Source organism: Legionella shakespearei DSM 23087, from assembly GCF_000373765.1.
Lineage (GTDB): Bacteria > Pseudomonadota > Gammaproteobacteria > Legionellales > Legionellaceae > Legionella > Legionella shakespearei.
The window spans coordinates 1-16,327 of sequence record NZ_KB892419.1 but is presented as its reverse complement, the minus strand read 5'-3'; the positions used below and the strand labels follow the sequence as shown (position 1 = coordinate 16,327).

Here is a 16,327-nt window from a genome sequence, read left to right as displayed (position 1 = left end):
ATACTTCTGGCTTCCATTCGTATCCTCATTCTTTGGATGATAGGATTTGCAGCAGAAAAAAGGAAACTCCACCTTCATTTTCAGGCAAATACCATTCGTACTCATCGGGTGCTGTCTTTTATCTCGTTAGCCAAACAGCTCATAATTCACGGGTTTCCCCAGTTCAATATAAGAAAATTCAGCCGTATTATTACCTTGTTTCAGTTAGAATTTAATGAAAATTCCCCTTTTAATCACTTAATAAAAGGGGATTGAAAAAAATGAGAGGATCACTCAGCGCTATCGCTGCATCAAGGCTACACCCTGTAGCCCGGTCTGCTTGCAGCTGACTATTCTACACACCCCGATCCACGTCGTCCTGAGCGCGTCTTTTTGCGCGAAGGATCTCCTGAAAGTGGCATCGTGCCAGTATTTGGAGATCCTTCGCGCAAAAAGACGCGCTCAGGACGACGTGGATCGGGTAATGGCAAAGATGTGAAGCATCAGATCCCGGCTGCAAGCAGACCGGGCTACAGCAAACCAGACTACACAAGTGAGGGTTAAACGGCAATTTTTGGTAGGCACCGGCAAAAACAGTCACTCAAATTCAGCTGTGAAAATGCTGATAGATACGTTCTGCCAGACTTTTACTGATTCCCTGTACTTTGCCAATCTCTTCCAGAGAAGCCTTAGCCAGTTCACGTAAACCGCCAAAACGATGGAGCAAGGCCTGTCTGCGTTTCGCGCCTACGCCTTCTATGTCTTCAAGTGTCGATTCCAGCCGTGCTTTTTGTCTTTTCTTACGATGGGCAGTAATTGCAAAGCGGTGCGCTTCATCACGTATATGCTGCAAAAGATGTAATGCGCTGGAATCCTCAGGTAAGGTAAATTCTCGTTCTTCATTCACTAAAATCAATTTTTCCCACCCGGCTTTGCGCGATGGTCCTTTTGCTATACCTAACAGGATAAGATCAGAGATATTCAAAGCAGCTAAAACGCGCTTTGCTACCCCCACCTGCCCCATACCGCCATCAATAATTAACACATCAGGCAAAGATTGAGTTTCCAGCAAACGCTTAAAGCGGCGGGTAATCGCCTGTTCCATGGCGGCGTAATCGTCCCCGGCAGTAATTCCTTCAATATTAAAACGCCGATACTCACCAGGACAAGGTCCCTCCTCATCAAAAACCACGCAGGAGGCAATGGTTGCTTCTCCCTGAGTATGACTGATATCAAAACATTCCATACGCTCTATAGGTTTATCCAGCGACAGCAAGCGCTCTAAAGCCTGATAGCGTGATTTGGTTGTAGCGTGTTTATTGACGAATTCAGCAATAGAAATGCGTAAATTATTCTCCGCAAAATCCATCCATCGCGATTTTATTCCCCGTGGATTAATCTGAATTTTACAGGACTTTCCTCTTTGTTGCGTCAGCACATTTTGCAAAGCATCATGATCCACAAGATTTTGGTTAGTTAAAATCAAGGCAGGAATTCGATCTGCCTGATCCAGATAATAAAAACCGACAAATGCTTCAAAAGTCTGTTGCCATAGATCTTCCGTATCTGATTCTTCGTTTAAATCTTTTTGAGGCACGGAAGGAAAGAAACTGCGACTGGCTAAAACTTGCCCTTCCCGTATGGTAACACACTGAATACAGGCAAATCCTGGACGTGCTTCAATAGCAATAACGTCTGCATCGCCTCTCAGTTGCACCACAGCCTGCTGTTCCTGTACCAGGCGCAAATTCTTAATCTGATCACGCAATACTGCCGCTGTTTCAAAATTTAACTCATTTACGGCCTGTTCCATACGCTCGGCCAGTTCCGCGAGGATTAACTGGGATTTACCCTGTAAAAATCGCATTGCATCGTCTATGGATTGTTTGTAATCCTCAGGACTGATGTAGCCGACACAAGGTGCCGTGCATCGTTTTATTTGATATTGCAAACAAGGGCGTGAACGCGCATTAAAATAGTTGTCACGGCAATTGCGAATTTTAAATACTTTCTGAATGGTTAAAATAGTATCTTTTACTGCCGTACTGCTGGGATAAGGCCCAAAGAAATTACCAGTTAAAGGCTTCTTTTTACTGCGGTAACTTTCAATTCTCGGGAATTGCGGATGAGCAGAAAGATGGATGTAAGGATAAGATTTATCATCTCGCAACAAGACATTATATTTAGGTCTTAGAGACTTGATAAGATTACTTTCCAGCAATAAGGCTTCGGTCTCGCTGCGCGTGACGGAAATTTCTATAGAAGCAATCTGACTGACCAGAGAACGGGTTTTGACACCTGAATTATTCTTATTAAAATAGCTGGTAATCCTTTTTTTAAGATTAGAAGCTTTCCCCACATAAAGTACTGTCCCCTCGTCATCAAGCATGCGGTAAATGCCTGGCTCTTCCGGGAGTTTGGTAAGAAATAAAGTTAATTCGGCTGAGGGTTGTTTATTCATGAAAATTCAAAATTCGGTACAAAGTCGTAGCCCGTATTAGCGAAGCGTAATACGGGAATTCCAGGGAACTCCACCCCCTCTCCAGAACCACGTCGTCGCGCCAAAAGACGCGCTCAGGGTGATGTGGTTCTGGGGCAACTTAGAATAATTTCACTTAATCCTAATCTTCCTGAATGATGTCATTAGGATGTTCAATAATTTTATGCTTCATTGCCAGATAAGTCAGTTCCACATCATTTTTAATACCCAGCTTTTCAAACATACGATAGCGGTAACCATTAATTGTTTTACTGCTTAAAAACAAACGATCGGCAATATCTTGTACATTCATGCCACTGGTAATCATCAACATGACTTGCATCTCTCGCTCAGATAACATATCAAACGGAGAATCCTGCGCATCTTGCAAACTGTTAATTGCCATTTTCTGGGCTATTTCAGCACTGAGGTATTTTTCGCCTTTGGCTACTTTACGAATAGCTGCTGCCATTTCTGCGGCCCCTGACTCTTTAGTCAGATACCCCATGGCACCTAATTGCAGCACTCTGGTAGGCAAAGGATCCGAACACATTGCAGTTACTGCGATGACTTTAACGTGTGGGTTTGATTTTTTTAATCGGCGCGTGACTTCCCAGCCGTCAATTCCAGGCATTTTCATATCCAGGAGGACGACATCAGGACTATGGGTTTTTACAAAGGCCAGAGCTTGCTCACCGCTTTCCGCATCTGCAACAACATTTACATCCGACATATCTTCAAGCAATCGTCGAATACCCATTCTAACCAATGCATGGTCATCAACAATTAATACTTTTATCAAATCATGCTCCTTGACCAGCCCGTCAATGAACAAAGCGCGTTGGTCGATGTTAACAAGAGTCGCCTGCCATTACAATACATACGTTGCCCATACCACATCTAACAAGCCCTGATATGAATATTGGGATTGTTAAAATCCACTTCAAAAAATGGTGGAAACTCACCCAACTGACGTGTACGCGCTAATAAATCACTGATATCAGACAGCACAAAATCATATAAAGTCTGGTAATTTTCAATAACAAAATAAACTGGCTGCAACATATCAATTCGATATGGAGTACGAAAGGCCACCACAGGCTCAAATAAAATTCGCGCAGGGACATCGCTCTCCACACAATACACTGTTTCACTGATGGAAGAGAGTATCCCTCCTCCATAAGCTCTCAATCCTTTGTCCGTATGAATCAAACCAAACTCCACGGTAAACCAGAACATTCTCTGTAATAAAGGCCAATCCGTTTCAGGAAAAGTCAAAACCTTACAGGCATAGTCATGAACAAAATCAGCATAAACCGGATCTGTAAGCATGGGACAATGGCCAAAAATTTCATGAAAAATATCCGGCTCCTGGACATAATCAAGCTCTTCTTCACAACGAATAAAAGTTGCTGCAGGAAAATTTCTTTTTGCCAAAAGCTCAAAAAATTCCCGCGCAGAAATTAAGGCTGCAACAGGGACAACTTCCCATCCTGTTTTTGCCTTTAATCTCTGACTGACTTCAGGTAACTGAGGAATTGCTTCAGAAGTAATGCCTAAAGTCTCCAGCCCTGCCAAAAACTCATCACAGGCTCTGCCTGGCAATAATTTAATCTGTCGTTCAAACAGGATATTCCAGATTCTGTTTTCTTCTGCTGAATAATTTATCAAGCCCTGAGCGTCGGGAACATGAGCAACATAACGACTTGAAAATTCCATAATTTCTCCTTCACTCATTTAACCTGAAAAACTGAGCCTGGCTTCTGCAACTGTATTTTCCAGTTTTAAATCGGATATTTTTTAAAAAAATTTAAGATCATAATTTTTAAGTAATTACCCAACCGAACCCTAAATGTCAACCTAAATGATTCCCTAAGAGTTCTCATTTCTGCTCTCTTGGCCAAAATGGACAGATTTTCTGCGATCCTGCTGCAGAACCACAAAATGTTAACAAACCCATATGATAATTATTACTTATTTTTCAAATTCTGCTATAGAATTCAGATCAACAAAATAATATTTGGAATATCTCAGATGACAATAGCCATTTTAGCTACGGGCGATGAAATAGTTCATGGCGACACCCTTAATACTAATGCGCACGCCATTGCTCATATCCTTAGCTCGGAAGGTTTATCCCTGGGCTTGCAAATGGCGTGCAGTGACAAGGAAGAAGACATCATTAACTGCCTTCGCTTTCTGGCAGAACAACACGACATTATTATTTTAATCGGGGGATTAGGGCCAACAACGGATGATCTTACCCGTTTTGCTCTGGCCAAATATGCGGGTGATACCCTGGTACAACATGCAGAGGCATTGGAACATATTAAAAATCGCCTGCAAAGGGCAAAAGTCATCATTAATGAGGGAAATCTGCAGCAGGCTCTGTTCCCGGCAAGTGCCGTGCTCTTACCAAATCCTAATGGCTCGGCAGTAGGTTGCTTATATCAGTGGAATAATAAAACCTTTGTTTTACTTCCAGGCCCCCCGCGCGAATGTTTGCCCATGTTTAATAACCATTTGCTCCCTATGCTGCAACAGACCCGACACAGCAGTAAACAAATCCTTAAATGGCGAATTTTTGGGGTAGCGGAAAGTGAAATAGCACAAACACTTGAAGACGCCCTCGCCCACTTAAAATGTAATACAGGATACAGGCTGGATACACCTTACATAGAGTTTAAAGTGCGCTGCGCTAAAGAATTGGTAAATGAAATAACCGCAATAGTAGAACCCATTTTAGCACCGCATATCATCACTACGGGCGATAAAAAGGCATCGGAAGAACTACAACAACTGATTATAAAAAATAACGAGCCAATCACTATTATTGATGAAGCTACTGGAGGTTTATTGCAATCCCTGTTAGTAAAACCAGGGATTCAGCACTTGATCAATTTCCACAATCTGAAAGAAACCAAACTTTATTTTCATATAACGGGTCTGGATGAATACTGGTCGCAGGCATCCACTAAAGGGACGACGCAATTAACCATTCATTATAAAAACAATAACCAGGAAGGCGGTGAAACTCATCAGATTCCCTACCGCAGCCCCCTGGTTGTGCATCATGCAGCAGAATGGTTATGCTTCAGACTCTTTCATCTCATCAATCAATTGCATCAGTGAATAGCATAGTTGCTGCGTTCCCTGACCACTGATTGCGGAAATTGCGAATACTTTTCCTGTCCACTGCAGGCCATCTACTATGGCTTTTATCCGCTCTTCGCGGCTGGCCTCATCTGGCAGCATATCCATTTTATTTAATACCAGCCAGCGTGGCTTGTTCAGCAGCTCTGGATTGTATTCAGCCAACTCATTAATGATGGCTTTGGCTGAAGCTACAGGATCGCTGTCGTCCAAAGGAGCAACATCAATAACATGCAATAAAACACAAGTTCGAGACAAATGTTTCAAGAATCTATGGCCAAGTCCTGCTCCAGTAGCGGCACCTTCAATAAGGCCAGGAATGTCAGCCATCACAAAACTTTTATGCGATGAAACACTGACCACACCTAAACCAGGATGCAAGGTGGTAAAAGGATAATCAGCAACCTTGGCTTTTGAACTCGAAACAGCACGAATTAAGGTGGATTTTCCTGCGTTAGGCAAACCTAAGAGCCCCACATCGGCCAAAACCCTCAATTCCAGGCGTAAATGGCGAGACTCTCCTGGGCTTCCGGGGCTTGATTGTCTTGGTGAACGGTTAACACTGCTTTTATAGCGAGTATTTCCCAAACCATGAAACCCGCCCTGAGCAATAAGTACTGGTTCACCAGGTTTGCTAATGTCACCAATTAATTCGCCAGTATCCACATCATAAACCATGGTACCAACAGGAACCTTAAGGGTTAAATCAGCGCCTTTTTTTCCACTGCAGTTACCGCCCATGCCTTGCTGGCCATTCTCTGCCTTATAATGACGCATGTAACGAAAATCAATCAGAGTATTCAGATCACTGCTTGCTTCAAAATAAATGGAGCCTCCATCACCGCCGTCACCGCCATCAGGACCGCCACGGGGAATAAACTTCTCACGCCTGAAACTGACGCAACCGTTTCCACCATTGCCAGCGTCTACTTTGATAATTGCTTCATCGACGAATCTCATGACTAACCTTATTAAACCTTAAAATAACTTTATTTGGAAAAACGCAAAAACCCCGTTACCGGGGTTCAAACTAATAATAAATAATTAATTTTCTTTATCTGGAAGAAAATCAAATTAACTGGCAGCTTCTTCTCTTTGTTCCGCTACGATAGTTACATATTTACGATTTTTTTCACCCTTGACAGTGAATTGTACCAGACCTTCAACCAAAGCATATAAAGTGTGATCACGACCACAGCCTACACCTGCTCCTGGATGGAAACGTGTTCCACGTTGTCTTACCAAAATTTCACCGGCATTTACAAACTGACCGCCAAAACGCTTTACACCAAGAAACTTTGGATTCGAGTCGCGGCCGTTACGAGTACTACCACCTGCCTTCTTATGAGCCATTGCTATCCCCTCTTACTTACCTATCGCAGTAATTTTAACTTGCGAATAATATTGTCTGTGCCCCATTTGTTTCATATGGTGCTTACGACGACGGAACTTGATAATTTTAACTTTCTTATGACGACCGTGATCAAGAACTTCTGCCTTGACTACAGCTTTAGCAACGAAAGGTGCGCCGCAAGTGATTTTATCGCCATCAGCTAACATTAATACTTCTGTAAATTTAATTTCATTGCCAACATCTTCAGGCAGCAATTCAATTTTTAAAATATCGCCTTCTTTAACGGTATATTGCTTACCGCCAGTCTTGATTACCGCATACATAACTATTCTCCAATTCGCCTGATTGGCTATCACAATTGCAACAAAGTGGCATATTCTATGAAATTATGGCTATGACTTCAAGTTCATTTTAAAATATTGTATACTTCGCCACCCTTTCCCGATTTTTTATTTAGATTTCGGGTGTTTCGATCTGGTCGCGGATGAAATAAGGGAACCTTAAATTTTTGGAGTTTATAATGTCAAATGTATTATTAGAAGCCGAATCAAGAACGGATATGGGGAAAGGTGCGAGCCGCCGCCTACGTCGTCTTGAAAATAAAGTACCCGCTGTTATTTATGGCGGTGATAAAAAGCCTAAGTCTATTCACTTTATGCATAATAAAGTAATCAAAGCTCTGGAAACCGAAAGTATTTATTCCAGTGTTTTTGATATTAGTGTAGACGGAAAAGTAGAACATGTGATTTTAAAGGCATTACAACGCCATCCTTACAAGCCACTTGTAATGCACATGGACTTACAACGCGTTTCTGCAAAAGATGTCCTGATCAAGCTGGTACCAATTCATTTCACCAATGAACAACAATCTCCAGGCGTGAAAGCAGGCGGTATTATTAACCACACTATGACTCAGGTTGAAGTTCGTTGCCAGGCAAAAGACCTGCCTGAATTCATTGAAGTTGATATGTCTACTGTGGGCATGGATGACATCGTTCACTTGTCTCATCTGAAATTGCCTAAAGGTGTTCATTTGACTGTTGATGTCAGTGATATCAGCCATGATGCTCCTGTTGTAAGCATTCACGCAGCTAAAACCAGTGCAGTTGAAAATGAAACAGAAGTTTCAGCATCTGATGTACCTACTACCAAGGAAGACAACGCAGAATAATGCGTGCATTCTGATTCACTTTTGGCTGATAATCACTGAGTTTATCAGCCAAAAACACCAATTATGTAGATTTGCCGCAACAACCAGCTATCCAAACAGGATAAATCCATGGCCATTAAACTTATCATTGGTTTACGAAATCCAGGTTCAGCCTATGAACATACCCGACATAACGCGGGCGGATGGTTAGTCATGGCCTTAGCGCAAAGGCATAGTACCCATTTTAAATCTGATAAAAAAATGCAGGCGGAATTAGCCGAGCTTGAGCTGAATCAAAACCAGGGTAAACTGGCTTTACCGTTAACGTTTATGAACCATAGCGGCCAAACCACCAGAGCAATCAGTCAATTTTATCGTATTCAACCCGAAGAAATTCTCGTGGTTCATGACGAACTGGATTTGCCCCCGGGACGAATTAAATTAAAAACAGGCGGTGGCCACGGCGGGCATAATGGCTTAAGAGATATTACGGCACAATTGGGCAGTAGTGAATTTCACCGTTTGAGGATTGGAATAGGCCATCCTGGACACAGAGACCTGGTGCATCAGTTTGTATTGGGCAAGCCTTCTGTGCACGACCGACAACAAATTTATGATGCTATAGATAGAGGTATCGCGATTATGCCTCTGGTATTGTCTGGTGATATAGCCAGAGCAATGAATCAACTAAACACTTAATTCTGAACCGGCTAAGGTCTAGGCTAATAAATGTCATACCTTACCGCCTTAAATTTCAGAATAACAGACAAGAGGTAAGACTCATGGGATTTAAATGCGGAATTGTAGGATTACCCAATGTGGGTAAATCAACCCTGTTCAATGCCCTGACTAAAGCAGGCATAGAAGCAGCAAACTATCCTTTTTGTACTATTGAACCAAATGTAGGCATCGTGACAGTACCCGATCCACGTCTGGATGCGTTGAGCGAAATAGTAAAACCGCAGCAAGTGCTTCCTGCAACCATGCAATTTGTTGATATCGCCGGCTTGGTCAAAGGCGCATCAAGTGGCGAAGGCCTGGGCAATCAGTTCCTGGCTAATATCAGGGAAACCGATGCCATTGCCCATGTGGTACGCTGCTTTGAAAATACTGATGTCATCCATGTGGAAGGACGTGTTGATCCATTGAACGATATCGAAGTAATCAACACAGAATTAGCCCTGGCTGATATGGATACTGTTGAAAAGGCCATGTTAAAAGCCGGCAAGAACAGCAGAAGCGGCAATAAAGAAGCCATTTTTGAAATGAAAACACTGGAAAAAGTGAAAGCACATCTGGACGCAGGACACCCTGTCCGTACTTTAGATCTGTCTCCCGAAGAAGAACTGATAACTCGCCGTTTATTTTTACTGACGGCAAAACCAGTCCTTTATATAGCGAATGTCAATGACGACGGCTATGAAAATAATCCTCTCCTTGAAAAAGTACAAGCCCTTGCAGCTCAGGAAAATGCCAGTATTGTTGCCCTTTGTGCAGCAACTGAAGCAGAACTGGTGGATCTGGATGAAGCGGATCGCCAGGAGTTTATGGAAGATTTAGGCTTGAGCGAACCTGGATTGCATAAAGTAATCAGGGCAGGATACGAGCTTTTAGGTTTACAGACTTATTTTACAGCAGGTGTTAAAGAAGTAAGAGCCTGGACCATCCATAAAGGGGCAACCGCACCGCAGGCAGCAGGAGTAATTCATACTGATTTTGAAAAAGGCTTTATTCGAGCAGAAGTCATAGCTTATGAAGCGTTTATCAGTTGCCGAGGTGAACAAGGCGCTAAAGAAGCAGGAAAATTACGTCTTGAAGGGAAAGAATACATAGTTTGTGACGGCGATGTCATGCATTTTCGCTTTAACGTGTAAGTAACCTTCATTAGTACAGCGGCACAATTTTTGTTCTATAATTCTATAATTGGAGTGTCGGAACAAATCTGAGGTATTTAAATGCCGCTGTTTAGCAAACGCCCCTCTAGACGGCAGGAGGAATATGATCCTGCTATTGATGAGTACAATAGAAAATATCGATTATTACATACCTTAACATTGGAATTATTGGTATTAGGCGTTGCTTTTACCTATTTAAACATTTATCTGAATTTCTGGTTTGTCAGCTACCTCCTCTTTGCTGGAAGTTGTATTGCCTTGGGCAACCTTATCCTTCTTAATAAAGGATACAATATAGAACTGTGCAGCCATGTGGTGAATACTCTTTGCCTTATCATGATGACTATAGGTAACTTATGGCTGGGAGGAATATCAAATTCCTACATCGGATGGTTTTATGTATCTCCTATTATTGCGGCAGCAACCATTGGGATTAATGGCTTGATTTTTTATGGATTCTTATCCGCAGCCTTAATTTTTTTCTTCGTCTTTCAAAATATTCCGCCACTTTATCCGGTTCCTGTCGGTTATCTCTCACTGCTTAATGCAGTAAACCACTTTTTTATTTTCCTGCTTATTTTTACTACTCTTTATAACCTTTTATTCGAAAATAAGCGTTATGAGTCACTATTGAAAGAAAAAAATTTTTTACTGCACTCAGACAAACAGAAATTTCATTACCTGTCCAATCATGATTCTCTAACCAATTTACCCAATCGCTCTTATTTTAATAGTCATCTGCAACACCTGATAGATACCACTGATACCACCTGCAATTCCATCACCCTCTATTTTATGGATCTGGATGGCTTTAAAAAAATAAATGACCAAAGCGGCCATGAAATAGGAGATATGCTCTTGCTGCAGGCAGGCAAGCGTTTGCAAAACTGCTTCAGGGAAAATGATTTCATTGCCCGGCTGGGCGGTGATGAATTTACCGCGATAATCCTCCATAACCCCAACGATACCGTTGCTGAATCATTAATCCAACGAATAGACCATGAATTCCAACAACCTTTTATGATTAAAGGACAGGAAATCAAGTGCACTATCAGCACAGGTATGGCTAATTGTCCCGCCGATACACTCTATGCAGATACCTTGATAAAAATGGCTGATGAAGCGATGTATCAAAATAAACGAACGAAATATGCTTCCAACCCACATCATTAATTAAAGCTTCTGGGCAAAATTCCTGCTTCTACTTGACAATTCGTATGACCCACCTTAGGATTCAGGCATTAAAATGGTAGAGGATAAAGAATGACTATTGACCGATTAAGAGCGCTGGTAAGTGAAGATTTTGACGCGGTCAATAATTTGATTATCGATAAAATCCAGTCTCAAGTGGGGCTGATTCATGACCTGTCCCAACATATAGTTGAAAGCGGCGGTAAACGGCTTCGCCCACTTCTGGTTCTTCTCTCCAGCAATGCCTGTGGTTATAAAGGCCGTGATCATATCTCCCTTGCAGCCATGGTTGAATTTTTTCACACCGCAACTTTGTTACACGATGATGTGGTGGATGAATCAACCTTAAGAAGAGGCCGTCAGACAGCTAACAGTATCTGGGGCAGCAAAGCCAGTGTTCTGGTTGGTGATTATCTGTTTACTCAGTCAGTACAATTAATGGTTGAAGTAGGCATCACTGAAATTCTTAACCTGCTTGCCAATACCTCGCATCAAATCAGTTGTGGCGAAGTAAAACAGTTAGCCAACAGACATAACCCAGCCTTGAATTTTGATGATTATTTTGACGTAATCCGTGCAAAAACTGCCTTGTTGTTTGCTGCAGCAGCCTGTATTGGACCTATCTTAAGTGAAGCACCTCTTGAAGTGCAAAACAGCCTCTATTCTTACGGGTTACATCTTGGTAATGCCTTCCAGCTGATTGATGATGCACTGGATTACTGTTCTGATTCCGCCACTTTAGGCAAAAATATTGGTGATGATTTGGCGGATGGTAAAGCGACCTTACCCCTGATACATGCATTACAGCACGGCACCCTCACCCAACAGGAGCAAATCAAGGAAAGCCTGATGAAAGGTACTTTAAGCTATCTTCCAGACATCTTAATCGCCATAGAACAAACCAAAGCCATACCATTCACAAAACGCATTGCAGCCCAGGAAGTAGATGCAGCCCTTTCTGCATTAACCGTACTCCCCGAGTCAGAATACAAGACAGCTCTGATAGATCTTGCTAATTTTGCGATAGAAAGAAGTTATTAATCGCCTATCAAGAACGCCACGTCATCCTGAGGAATCCCCACGAACAATCCCCTTGAGCCTGTATTGTGACTCGCTAATCAAGAGTACAAAAGAGCATCATGCCAGGAAAACCGAGCCGCGACCGTGAGGAAGCGGAACAGTTCGATGCACTCCATAGTTGATTGCTCATTAGGTGTACATCCAAAATTTCCGCTCCCTCACGGTCGCGGCTCGGTTTTCTTTAGCTTATGAGAGCATAAGCAAACAGAAGATCCAGTGCTGATAAATAAATCATTTTCGGGGGATACTTCAGCTCAGGACGACGTAGATCTGAGAATGGCCTAGCTTTTGTATACCATTTTACCATCCACTCCCCACGCAAATTTTCCACCAGGCCTCTTTCATAATTCCCTCATTAATGTATGATGAAAATCGAAATAATTTTGTTAGGGAAAATATGATGTCTTTCGATGAATTTTTAAAAAAAACCAATGATTTCTTATTCGAACAAAGTGGTATGATTAATACCCTGTTCAAACACACTACCGAAGGAAAACAAGGTTCTGTCTCTTCCTTATTTTTCCAACCCTACCAATCCAAATCTGATTTTATGTACAGAAACATGAGTATCGTTACCGCTCCTGTTTGTATGTCACTTCTGGCACTGGAACTCGCGGTTGCATCCTTTTATATGGGCTTAAAATCCATGGCCAACCTGGTAATGCTGGATACTGGCGCTGCAAAACGATATGCTCAAGAGCTACTCCTTTACTCTGTCTTTTCGTTCATCGCAACAGTCGCAGCTATTGCAAGCCCATTTGTCAATCTGGTGGATATGGTAGGAAGTGTGGTTACATCCATAACACATAAAGATGAAGCTGGAGAAGAAGAAGCGGCTCAACCAATGCAAGCCACTTTATAATTAAAACGAATCTACGGAGTGTAGCTCAGCCTGGTAGAGCACTGCCTTCGGGAGGCAGGGGTCGCAGGTTCAATTCCTGTCACTCCGACCAATTAAATAAAGGGCAGCAATGATTTTAAAAAAATTTTCATCACTTATAATTTTATTAATTACTTCACCATTGGTGCAAGCAACCCCACCAGTGGAAGTTATATCTTCATGCAAAAGTGGTAAAGCAGATAGGCCATTAGTAACGTTTACTCAATTGGAGGGTCCTTATGCAGCAGCTCAAGAAACTGATTGCGATGATCATATTGAAACCACTGAAGCAGGAATTACATATGGAGGAATTTCTTGCGGTACTACCTCCTATTTAATCATTAACTCAACTAGACTTGATTTGAATAACGCTGAAAATTACTCAGTCAATCCATCAATAAAACCCAAACATAAGATTCCCTATACTGCTCATTGGTCAAAAATTGAATTCAATAGCAATGCTTATCTTTGTTTAGAAATGTCTTTATCAGACTCAGGTGTTGGAGCAGGTATTTCCCAATATTATATCGTAGAAAATGCATATAATTTGAACCCACCTACCGTTTATTTTTATTTCTTTGATAAAGATATTATGCCTGTTTCATCTCTATAGATAAATAATATTTCAGCACCCTTCACTTTATAGCGTTCCAAGATCTCAAGAGTACAATTATTTTTAAACGATTCAACAAAACCAAATTCTCTTAAACAATTTCGTTTGTATTTTGATATCCAGCCAATTGCTTTAAATGTGTCATTGAACTTACGACGCACTTCAGCAATACATTCTTGCGGTGTTTGGGCATTTTTAAATTTCCAGATAGGCTCGTGATGAAACAAGCGATTTCTAATCAGTCTTATTTCTTCAAATCGCTTGGAAATATTCTTTCTATCATCATGCCCTCTTGCATAATGGGGGAAAACCGAAGGAATTAAGTCAGGCCATAGTCGATTTGGATTAAATTGATCAGTGTATGTCTTTTGTTTTATTAAATTTGTCCAAAATCCAAAGGTTAATCCTGCAACAATATCTGACGCTGTTACTTGCCCAAATCTACGATGTAAATCATTTTTGGTATCTTCAAGAATTGCTCTTGACTTACCATCAGTTACAACGATATCGAACCAAAATTCATTTTCAAATTTCTTGGTTGCTGCGTTGTGAATTGAATTACGTAATGCAACTTCTACTGAATGTATGAAGGGATAAAATGCTTGGCTTATCAATAAATTCCAATGATAAGCTCCTATAATATCCGTATCCACTTTATTTGGACATAATATTTCATAGCTTGTAAGCCTATCTATTGATAATGCACTTATATATTCTTTCATACACAGTCCTGTTGCATCAAATTAGTAAGGTTATCCAAAAAACAACCAGAAAAATTTGACATATCCACGTAAAATGACTCATAATTATACCGTAAGCTTTTAGGGATCCGCGAAAGCGCCCCTTTTAGCAGTTGACCAAGAACCACCTTTTCGGTGGTTTTTTGGTTTATAGCGCCCGTGAAATTCTTCTACTGCTTAATCCTTGCTTTTTTAATACCCTGAACTTTATCATAGTTAATATCACATTCATGTAATAAAAAACCTATTTTTGAATTACAGGGTGCAAATTGTTTATGTTTTATTAAAAAGAATATATCTGGAATGATGTGTACCTATATATGATTTAAAATAAAACAGTAAATACCGTATAAAAAACTGTAATTAATGTGAGTTCGAGATAAAAAGATAGTCCGTTCGGACTAGGCGGCTCAAGGTGGACACGTCGCTATCGCACCTTTACCCACCGACTCGGCCTTAAGCACTTGCACCAACGTTCCGCGGCCGAAGGTCCGCGGAATCCAGAGTTCTTGGCAGTGTGCTAAGACTTCGATACAAGACTGGCGTCTCACCTCTTGGAAAAAACAATGCATGGCCCTGCAAAAACACATCTATTTAACTTTTGCACAATTTCAGATATGATTGAATTGTCAGGTTTCCCACTTCCTGGCATTGAAGTAAGATTTTGGATAGACACTCCCAAATCAACATCTTAAATAAGGAAATTTGAGAATGAAATCAATTGTAGTTCCACTTTTATTAGCAAGTTCAGTTTCTCTAGCCGGAACAATGGGTGCTGTATCTGCTTAGCCCGATTACAGCTTATTTATTGGTGGTGCCGCAGGAATCGGTGCTGTTACCGGGGACCATTATGCTGCTACAAGCCCGCTACCCAATGGCAGCCTGGATATTCATGGTTCCAAACCTTCAGGAAATTCATTTCTAGGCGGTGCACTTTTAGGAATTCAAAAATATTTTTATAATGACGTGTATCTAGCGCTTGCAGGTAATGCTTTATACAACAGCTACGATACTTCTATTCGCCTGTCTACTTCTGCTACGACTGGTGTTACCACTATGGATGTTAATCTGAGCAATGATTTTCAATATGGTCTTAATGTTCGCTTAGGTAAACGATTTGGAACAGCAACACCTTATCTTTTGGCTGGGGTTGAAGCTGGCAAGTGGGATATGACACTGACAAATGCTTCAAATGTTTCAGCTCGAGGTTTGCTAGCCAACAGCAGTACTACTTTTGGCAAGACCAGAAGCGGTTTTCAAGCCGGTTTGGGAACTTTGGTAAGTTTGAATGACAATTGGAACTTTGGTATAGAATATGCCCATACCTGGTTTGGCACTATATCGAATAATGGTAGTGTACCAAGCCAAAACTACTTGCATGAAGCGAAGATAGAACAAGATCAGGCATTGTTCTCATTAAATTATTTGTTTAACGTATAAGATGCTGGATGTGTTGACAATTGTTGTAGCGATTGTCAACACTGTTTCGAATTCCTCATAAACCCTTTCCATTCTATGAGAGGGTGTTTCACGCTTTGGCAAAAGGCAACGCTCCCTATGTTTTTAAAAACTGTAGCCTTGATGCAGCGATAGCGCTGAGTGATCCTCTCATATTGAGTACCACTCAGAACTATGCAGGATCGCCTTCCCCTCTCCGGGGGAAGGTGCCCGACAGGGCGGATGGGGGGATCAAAAAAGGAGTTTCTATCAAATAGGCCATGTTATTTTAGACCTTTTTACCTTAAATAAGTTCTCTTTTTGATCCCCCCACCCACCCTGTCGGGCACCCTCCCCCGGAGGTGGAGGGGCTACT

16 protein-coding genes, 1 tRNA gene and 1 pseudogene are annotated in these 16,327 nt (G+C 41.5%); 11 read left to right on the top strand and 7 right to left on the bottom strand.

Annotation, left to right across the window (positions count from 1 at the left end; all coding sequences use genetic code 11):
- Positions 1 to 255 (top strand): annotated as a pseudogene (locus B094_RS17510) (IS4 family transposase); the annotation flags it as partial.
- Positions 256 to 586: 331 nt separating this feature from the next.
- On the opposite strand, the gene uvrC reads toward B094_RS17510, so the two are convergent.
- The 3 genes from uvrC to phhA form a co-directional block, all read right to left on the bottom strand.
- A complete protein-coding gene (uvrC, locus tag B094_RS0112120; protein ID WP_018578080.1) occupies positions 587 to 2,440 on the bottom strand; it encodes an excinuclease ABC subunit UvrC in 1,854 nt (617 codons plus the stop codon).
- Between the two features lie 160 nt (positions 2,441 to 2,600).
- Entirely contained in the window at positions 2,601 to 3,260 is a 660-nt protein-coding gene (gene letA, locus B094_RS0112115; RefSeq protein WP_018578079.1) for a two-component system response regulator LetA, read from the bottom strand.
- A 98-nt stretch (positions 3,261 to 3,358) separates the two neighbouring features.
- Positions 3,359 to 4,177 (bottom strand): phenylalanine 4-monooxygenase, encoded by an 819-nt coding sequence (gene phhA / locus B094_RS0112110; RefSeq protein ID WP_018578078.1) that lies wholly within the window; start codon positions 4,175 to 4,177, stop codon positions 3,359 to 3,361.
- A 315-nt stretch (positions 4,178 to 4,492) separates the two neighbouring features.
- Here phhA and B094_RS0112105 point away from each other — a divergent pair, with 315 nt between their 5' ends.
- Positions 4,493 to 5,590: a competence/damage-inducible protein A gene (locus tag B094_RS0112105; RefSeq protein WP_026254009.1), complete on the top strand. Its 1,098-nt coding sequence runs from the start codon at positions 4,493 to 4,495 to the stop codon at positions 5,588 to 5,590.
- On the opposite strand, the gene cgtA is transcribed toward B094_RS0112105, so the two are convergent.
- The 3 genes from cgtA to rplU form a co-directional block, all read right to left on the bottom strand.
- Entirely contained in the window at positions 5,546 to 6,571 is a 1,026-nt protein-coding gene (gene cgtA, locus B094_RS0112100; protein ID WP_018578076.1) for an Obg family GTPase CgtA, read from the bottom strand. The genes B094_RS0112105 and cgtA overlap by 45 nt on opposite strands.
- Positions 6,572 to 6,685: 114 nt before the next feature.
- A complete protein-coding gene (rpmA, locus tag B094_RS0112095; RefSeq protein WP_018578075.1) occupies positions 6,686 to 6,964 on the bottom strand; it encodes a 50S ribosomal protein L27 in 279 nt (92 codons plus the stop codon).
- 12 nt (positions 6,965 to 6,976) lie between these two features.
- Positions 6,977 to 7,288: a 50S ribosomal protein L21 gene (gene rplU / locus B094_RS0112090; RefSeq protein ID WP_018578074.1), complete on the bottom strand. Its 312-nt coding sequence runs from the start codon at positions 7,286 to 7,288 to the stop codon at positions 6,977 to 6,979.
- Positions 7,289 to 7,485: 197 nt separating this feature from the next.
- Between rplU and B094_RS0112085 the strand changes: the two genes are divergently transcribed.
- The 8 genes from B094_RS0112085 to B094_RS0112050 all read left to right on the top strand — a co-directional run bounded on the left by B094_RS0112085 (position 7,486) and on the right by B094_RS0112050 (position 13,774).
- Positions 7,486 to 8,136, top strand: coding sequence for a 50S ribosomal protein L25/general stress protein Ctc (locus tag B094_RS0112085; RefSeq protein WP_018578073.1), 651 nt, complete (start codon positions 7,486 to 7,488; stop codon positions 8,134 to 8,136).
- A gap of 108 nt (positions 8,137 to 8,244) precedes the next feature.
- Positions 8,245 to 8,814, top strand: a complete 570-nt coding sequence (gene pth, locus B094_RS0112080; protein WP_018578072.1) for an aminoacyl-tRNA hydrolase — start codon at positions 8,245 to 8,247, stop codon at positions 8,812 to 8,814.
- An 83-nt stretch (positions 8,815 to 8,897) separates the two neighbouring features.
- Positions 8,898 to 9,989 (top strand): redox-regulated ATPase YchF, encoded by a 1,092-nt coding sequence (ychF, locus tag B094_RS0112075; RefSeq protein WP_018578071.1) that lies wholly within the window; start codon positions 8,898 to 8,900, stop codon positions 9,987 to 9,989.
- A gap of 81 nt (positions 9,990 to 10,070) precedes the next feature.
- Positions 10,071 to 11,183: a GGDEF domain-containing protein gene (locus B094_RS0112070; RefSeq protein ID WP_018578070.1), complete on the top strand. Its 1,113-nt coding sequence runs from the start codon at positions 10,071 to 10,073 to the stop codon at positions 11,181 to 11,183.
- A 90-nt stretch (positions 11,184 to 11,273) separates the two neighbouring features.
- Complete coding sequence (locus tag B094_RS0112065; protein WP_018578069.1) at positions 11,274 to 12,242, top strand: polyprenyl synthetase family protein; 969 nt, start codon at positions 11,274 to 11,276, stop codon at positions 12,240 to 12,242.
- 436 nt (positions 12,243 to 12,678) lie between these two features.
- A complete protein-coding gene (locus tag B094_RS0112060; protein ID WP_155823858.1) occupies positions 12,679 to 13,143 on the top strand; it encodes a hypothetical protein in 465 nt (154 codons plus the stop codon).
- A 14-nt stretch (positions 13,144 to 13,157) separates the two neighbouring features.
- Positions 13,158 to 13,234: transfer RNA gene (locus tag B094_RS0112055), tRNA-Pro, on the top strand.
- Positions 13,235 to 13,252: 18 nt separating this feature from the next.
- Positions 13,253 to 13,774, top strand: coding sequence for a hypothetical protein (locus B094_RS0112050; protein ID WP_018578067.1), 522 nt, complete (start codon positions 13,253 to 13,255; stop codon positions 13,772 to 13,774).
- On the opposite strand, the gene B094_RS0112045 is transcribed toward B094_RS0112050, so the two are convergent.
- Positions 13,732 to 14,496: an Abi family protein gene (locus B094_RS0112045; RefSeq protein WP_018578066.1), complete on the bottom strand. Its 765-nt coding sequence runs from the start codon at positions 14,494 to 14,496 to the stop codon at positions 13,732 to 13,734. The genes B094_RS0112050 and B094_RS0112045 overlap by 43 nt on opposite strands.
- Before the next feature lie 825 nt (positions 14,497 to 15,321).
- Between B094_RS0112045 and B094_RS17045 the strand changes: the two genes are divergently transcribed.
- Positions 15,322 to 15,954: an outer membrane beta-barrel protein gene (locus B094_RS17045; RefSeq protein ID WP_081621096.1), complete on the top strand. Its 633-nt coding sequence runs from the start codon at positions 15,322 to 15,324 to the stop codon at positions 15,952 to 15,954.
- Positions 15,955 to 16,327: the final 373 nt, after the last annotated feature.

What these genes read in the sequence shown, in the direction of transcription:
- rplU (WP_018578074.1), bottom strand. Translation starts at nt 7,288, where the DNA reads ATGTATGCGGTAATCAAGACTGGCGGTAAGCAATATACCGTTAAAGAA.
- cgtA (WP_018578076.1), bottom strand. Translation starts at nt 6,571, where the DNA reads ATGAGATTCGTCGATGAAGCAATTATCAAAGTAGACGCTGGCAATGGT.
- uvrC (WP_018578080.1), bottom strand. Translation starts at nt 2,440, where the DNA reads ATGAATAAACAACCCTCAGCCGAATTAACTTTATTTCTTACCAAACTC.
- B094_RS0112050 (WP_018578067.1), top strand. Translation starts at nt 13,253, where the DNA reads ATGATTTTAAAAAAATTTTCATCACTTATAATTTTATTAATTACTTCA.
- ychF (WP_018578071.1), top strand. Translation starts at nt 8,898, where the DNA reads ATGGGATTTAAATGCGGAATTGTAGGATTACCCAATGTGGGTAAATCA.
- pth (WP_018578072.1), top strand. Translation starts at nt 8,245, where the DNA reads ATGGCCATTAAACTTATCATTGGTTTACGAAATCCAGGTTCAGCCTAT.
- B094_RS0112060 (WP_155823858.1), top strand. Translation starts at nt 12,679, where the DNA reads ATGATGTCTTTCGATGAATTTTTAAAAAAAACCAATGATTTCTTATTC.
- phhA (WP_018578078.1), bottom strand. Translation starts at nt 4,177, where the DNA reads ATGGAATTTTCAAGTCGTTATGTTGCTCATGTTCCCGACGCTCAGGGC.
- B094_RS0112085 (WP_018578073.1), top strand. Translation starts at nt 7,486, where the DNA reads ATGTCAAATGTATTATTAGAAGCCGAATCAAGAACGGATATGGGGAAA.
- B094_RS0112105 (WP_026254009.1), top strand. Translation starts at nt 4,493, where the DNA reads ATGACAATAGCCATTTTAGCTACGGGCGATGAAATAGTTCATGGCGAC.
- B094_RS0112045 (WP_018578066.1), bottom strand. Translation starts at nt 14,496, where the DNA reads ATGAAAGAATATATAAGTGCATTATCAATAGATAGGCTTACAAGCTAT.
- rpmA (WP_018578075.1), bottom strand. Translation starts at nt 6,964, where the DNA reads ATGGCTCATAAGAAGGCAGGTGGTAGTACTCGTAACGGCCGCGACTCG.
- B094_RS0112070 (WP_018578070.1), top strand. Translation starts at nt 10,071, where the DNA reads ATGCCGCTGTTTAGCAAACGCCCCTCTAGACGGCAGGAGGAATATGAT.
- B094_RS0112065 (WP_018578069.1), top strand. Translation starts at nt 11,274, where the DNA reads ATGACTATTGACCGATTAAGAGCGCTGGTAAGTGAAGATTTTGACGCG.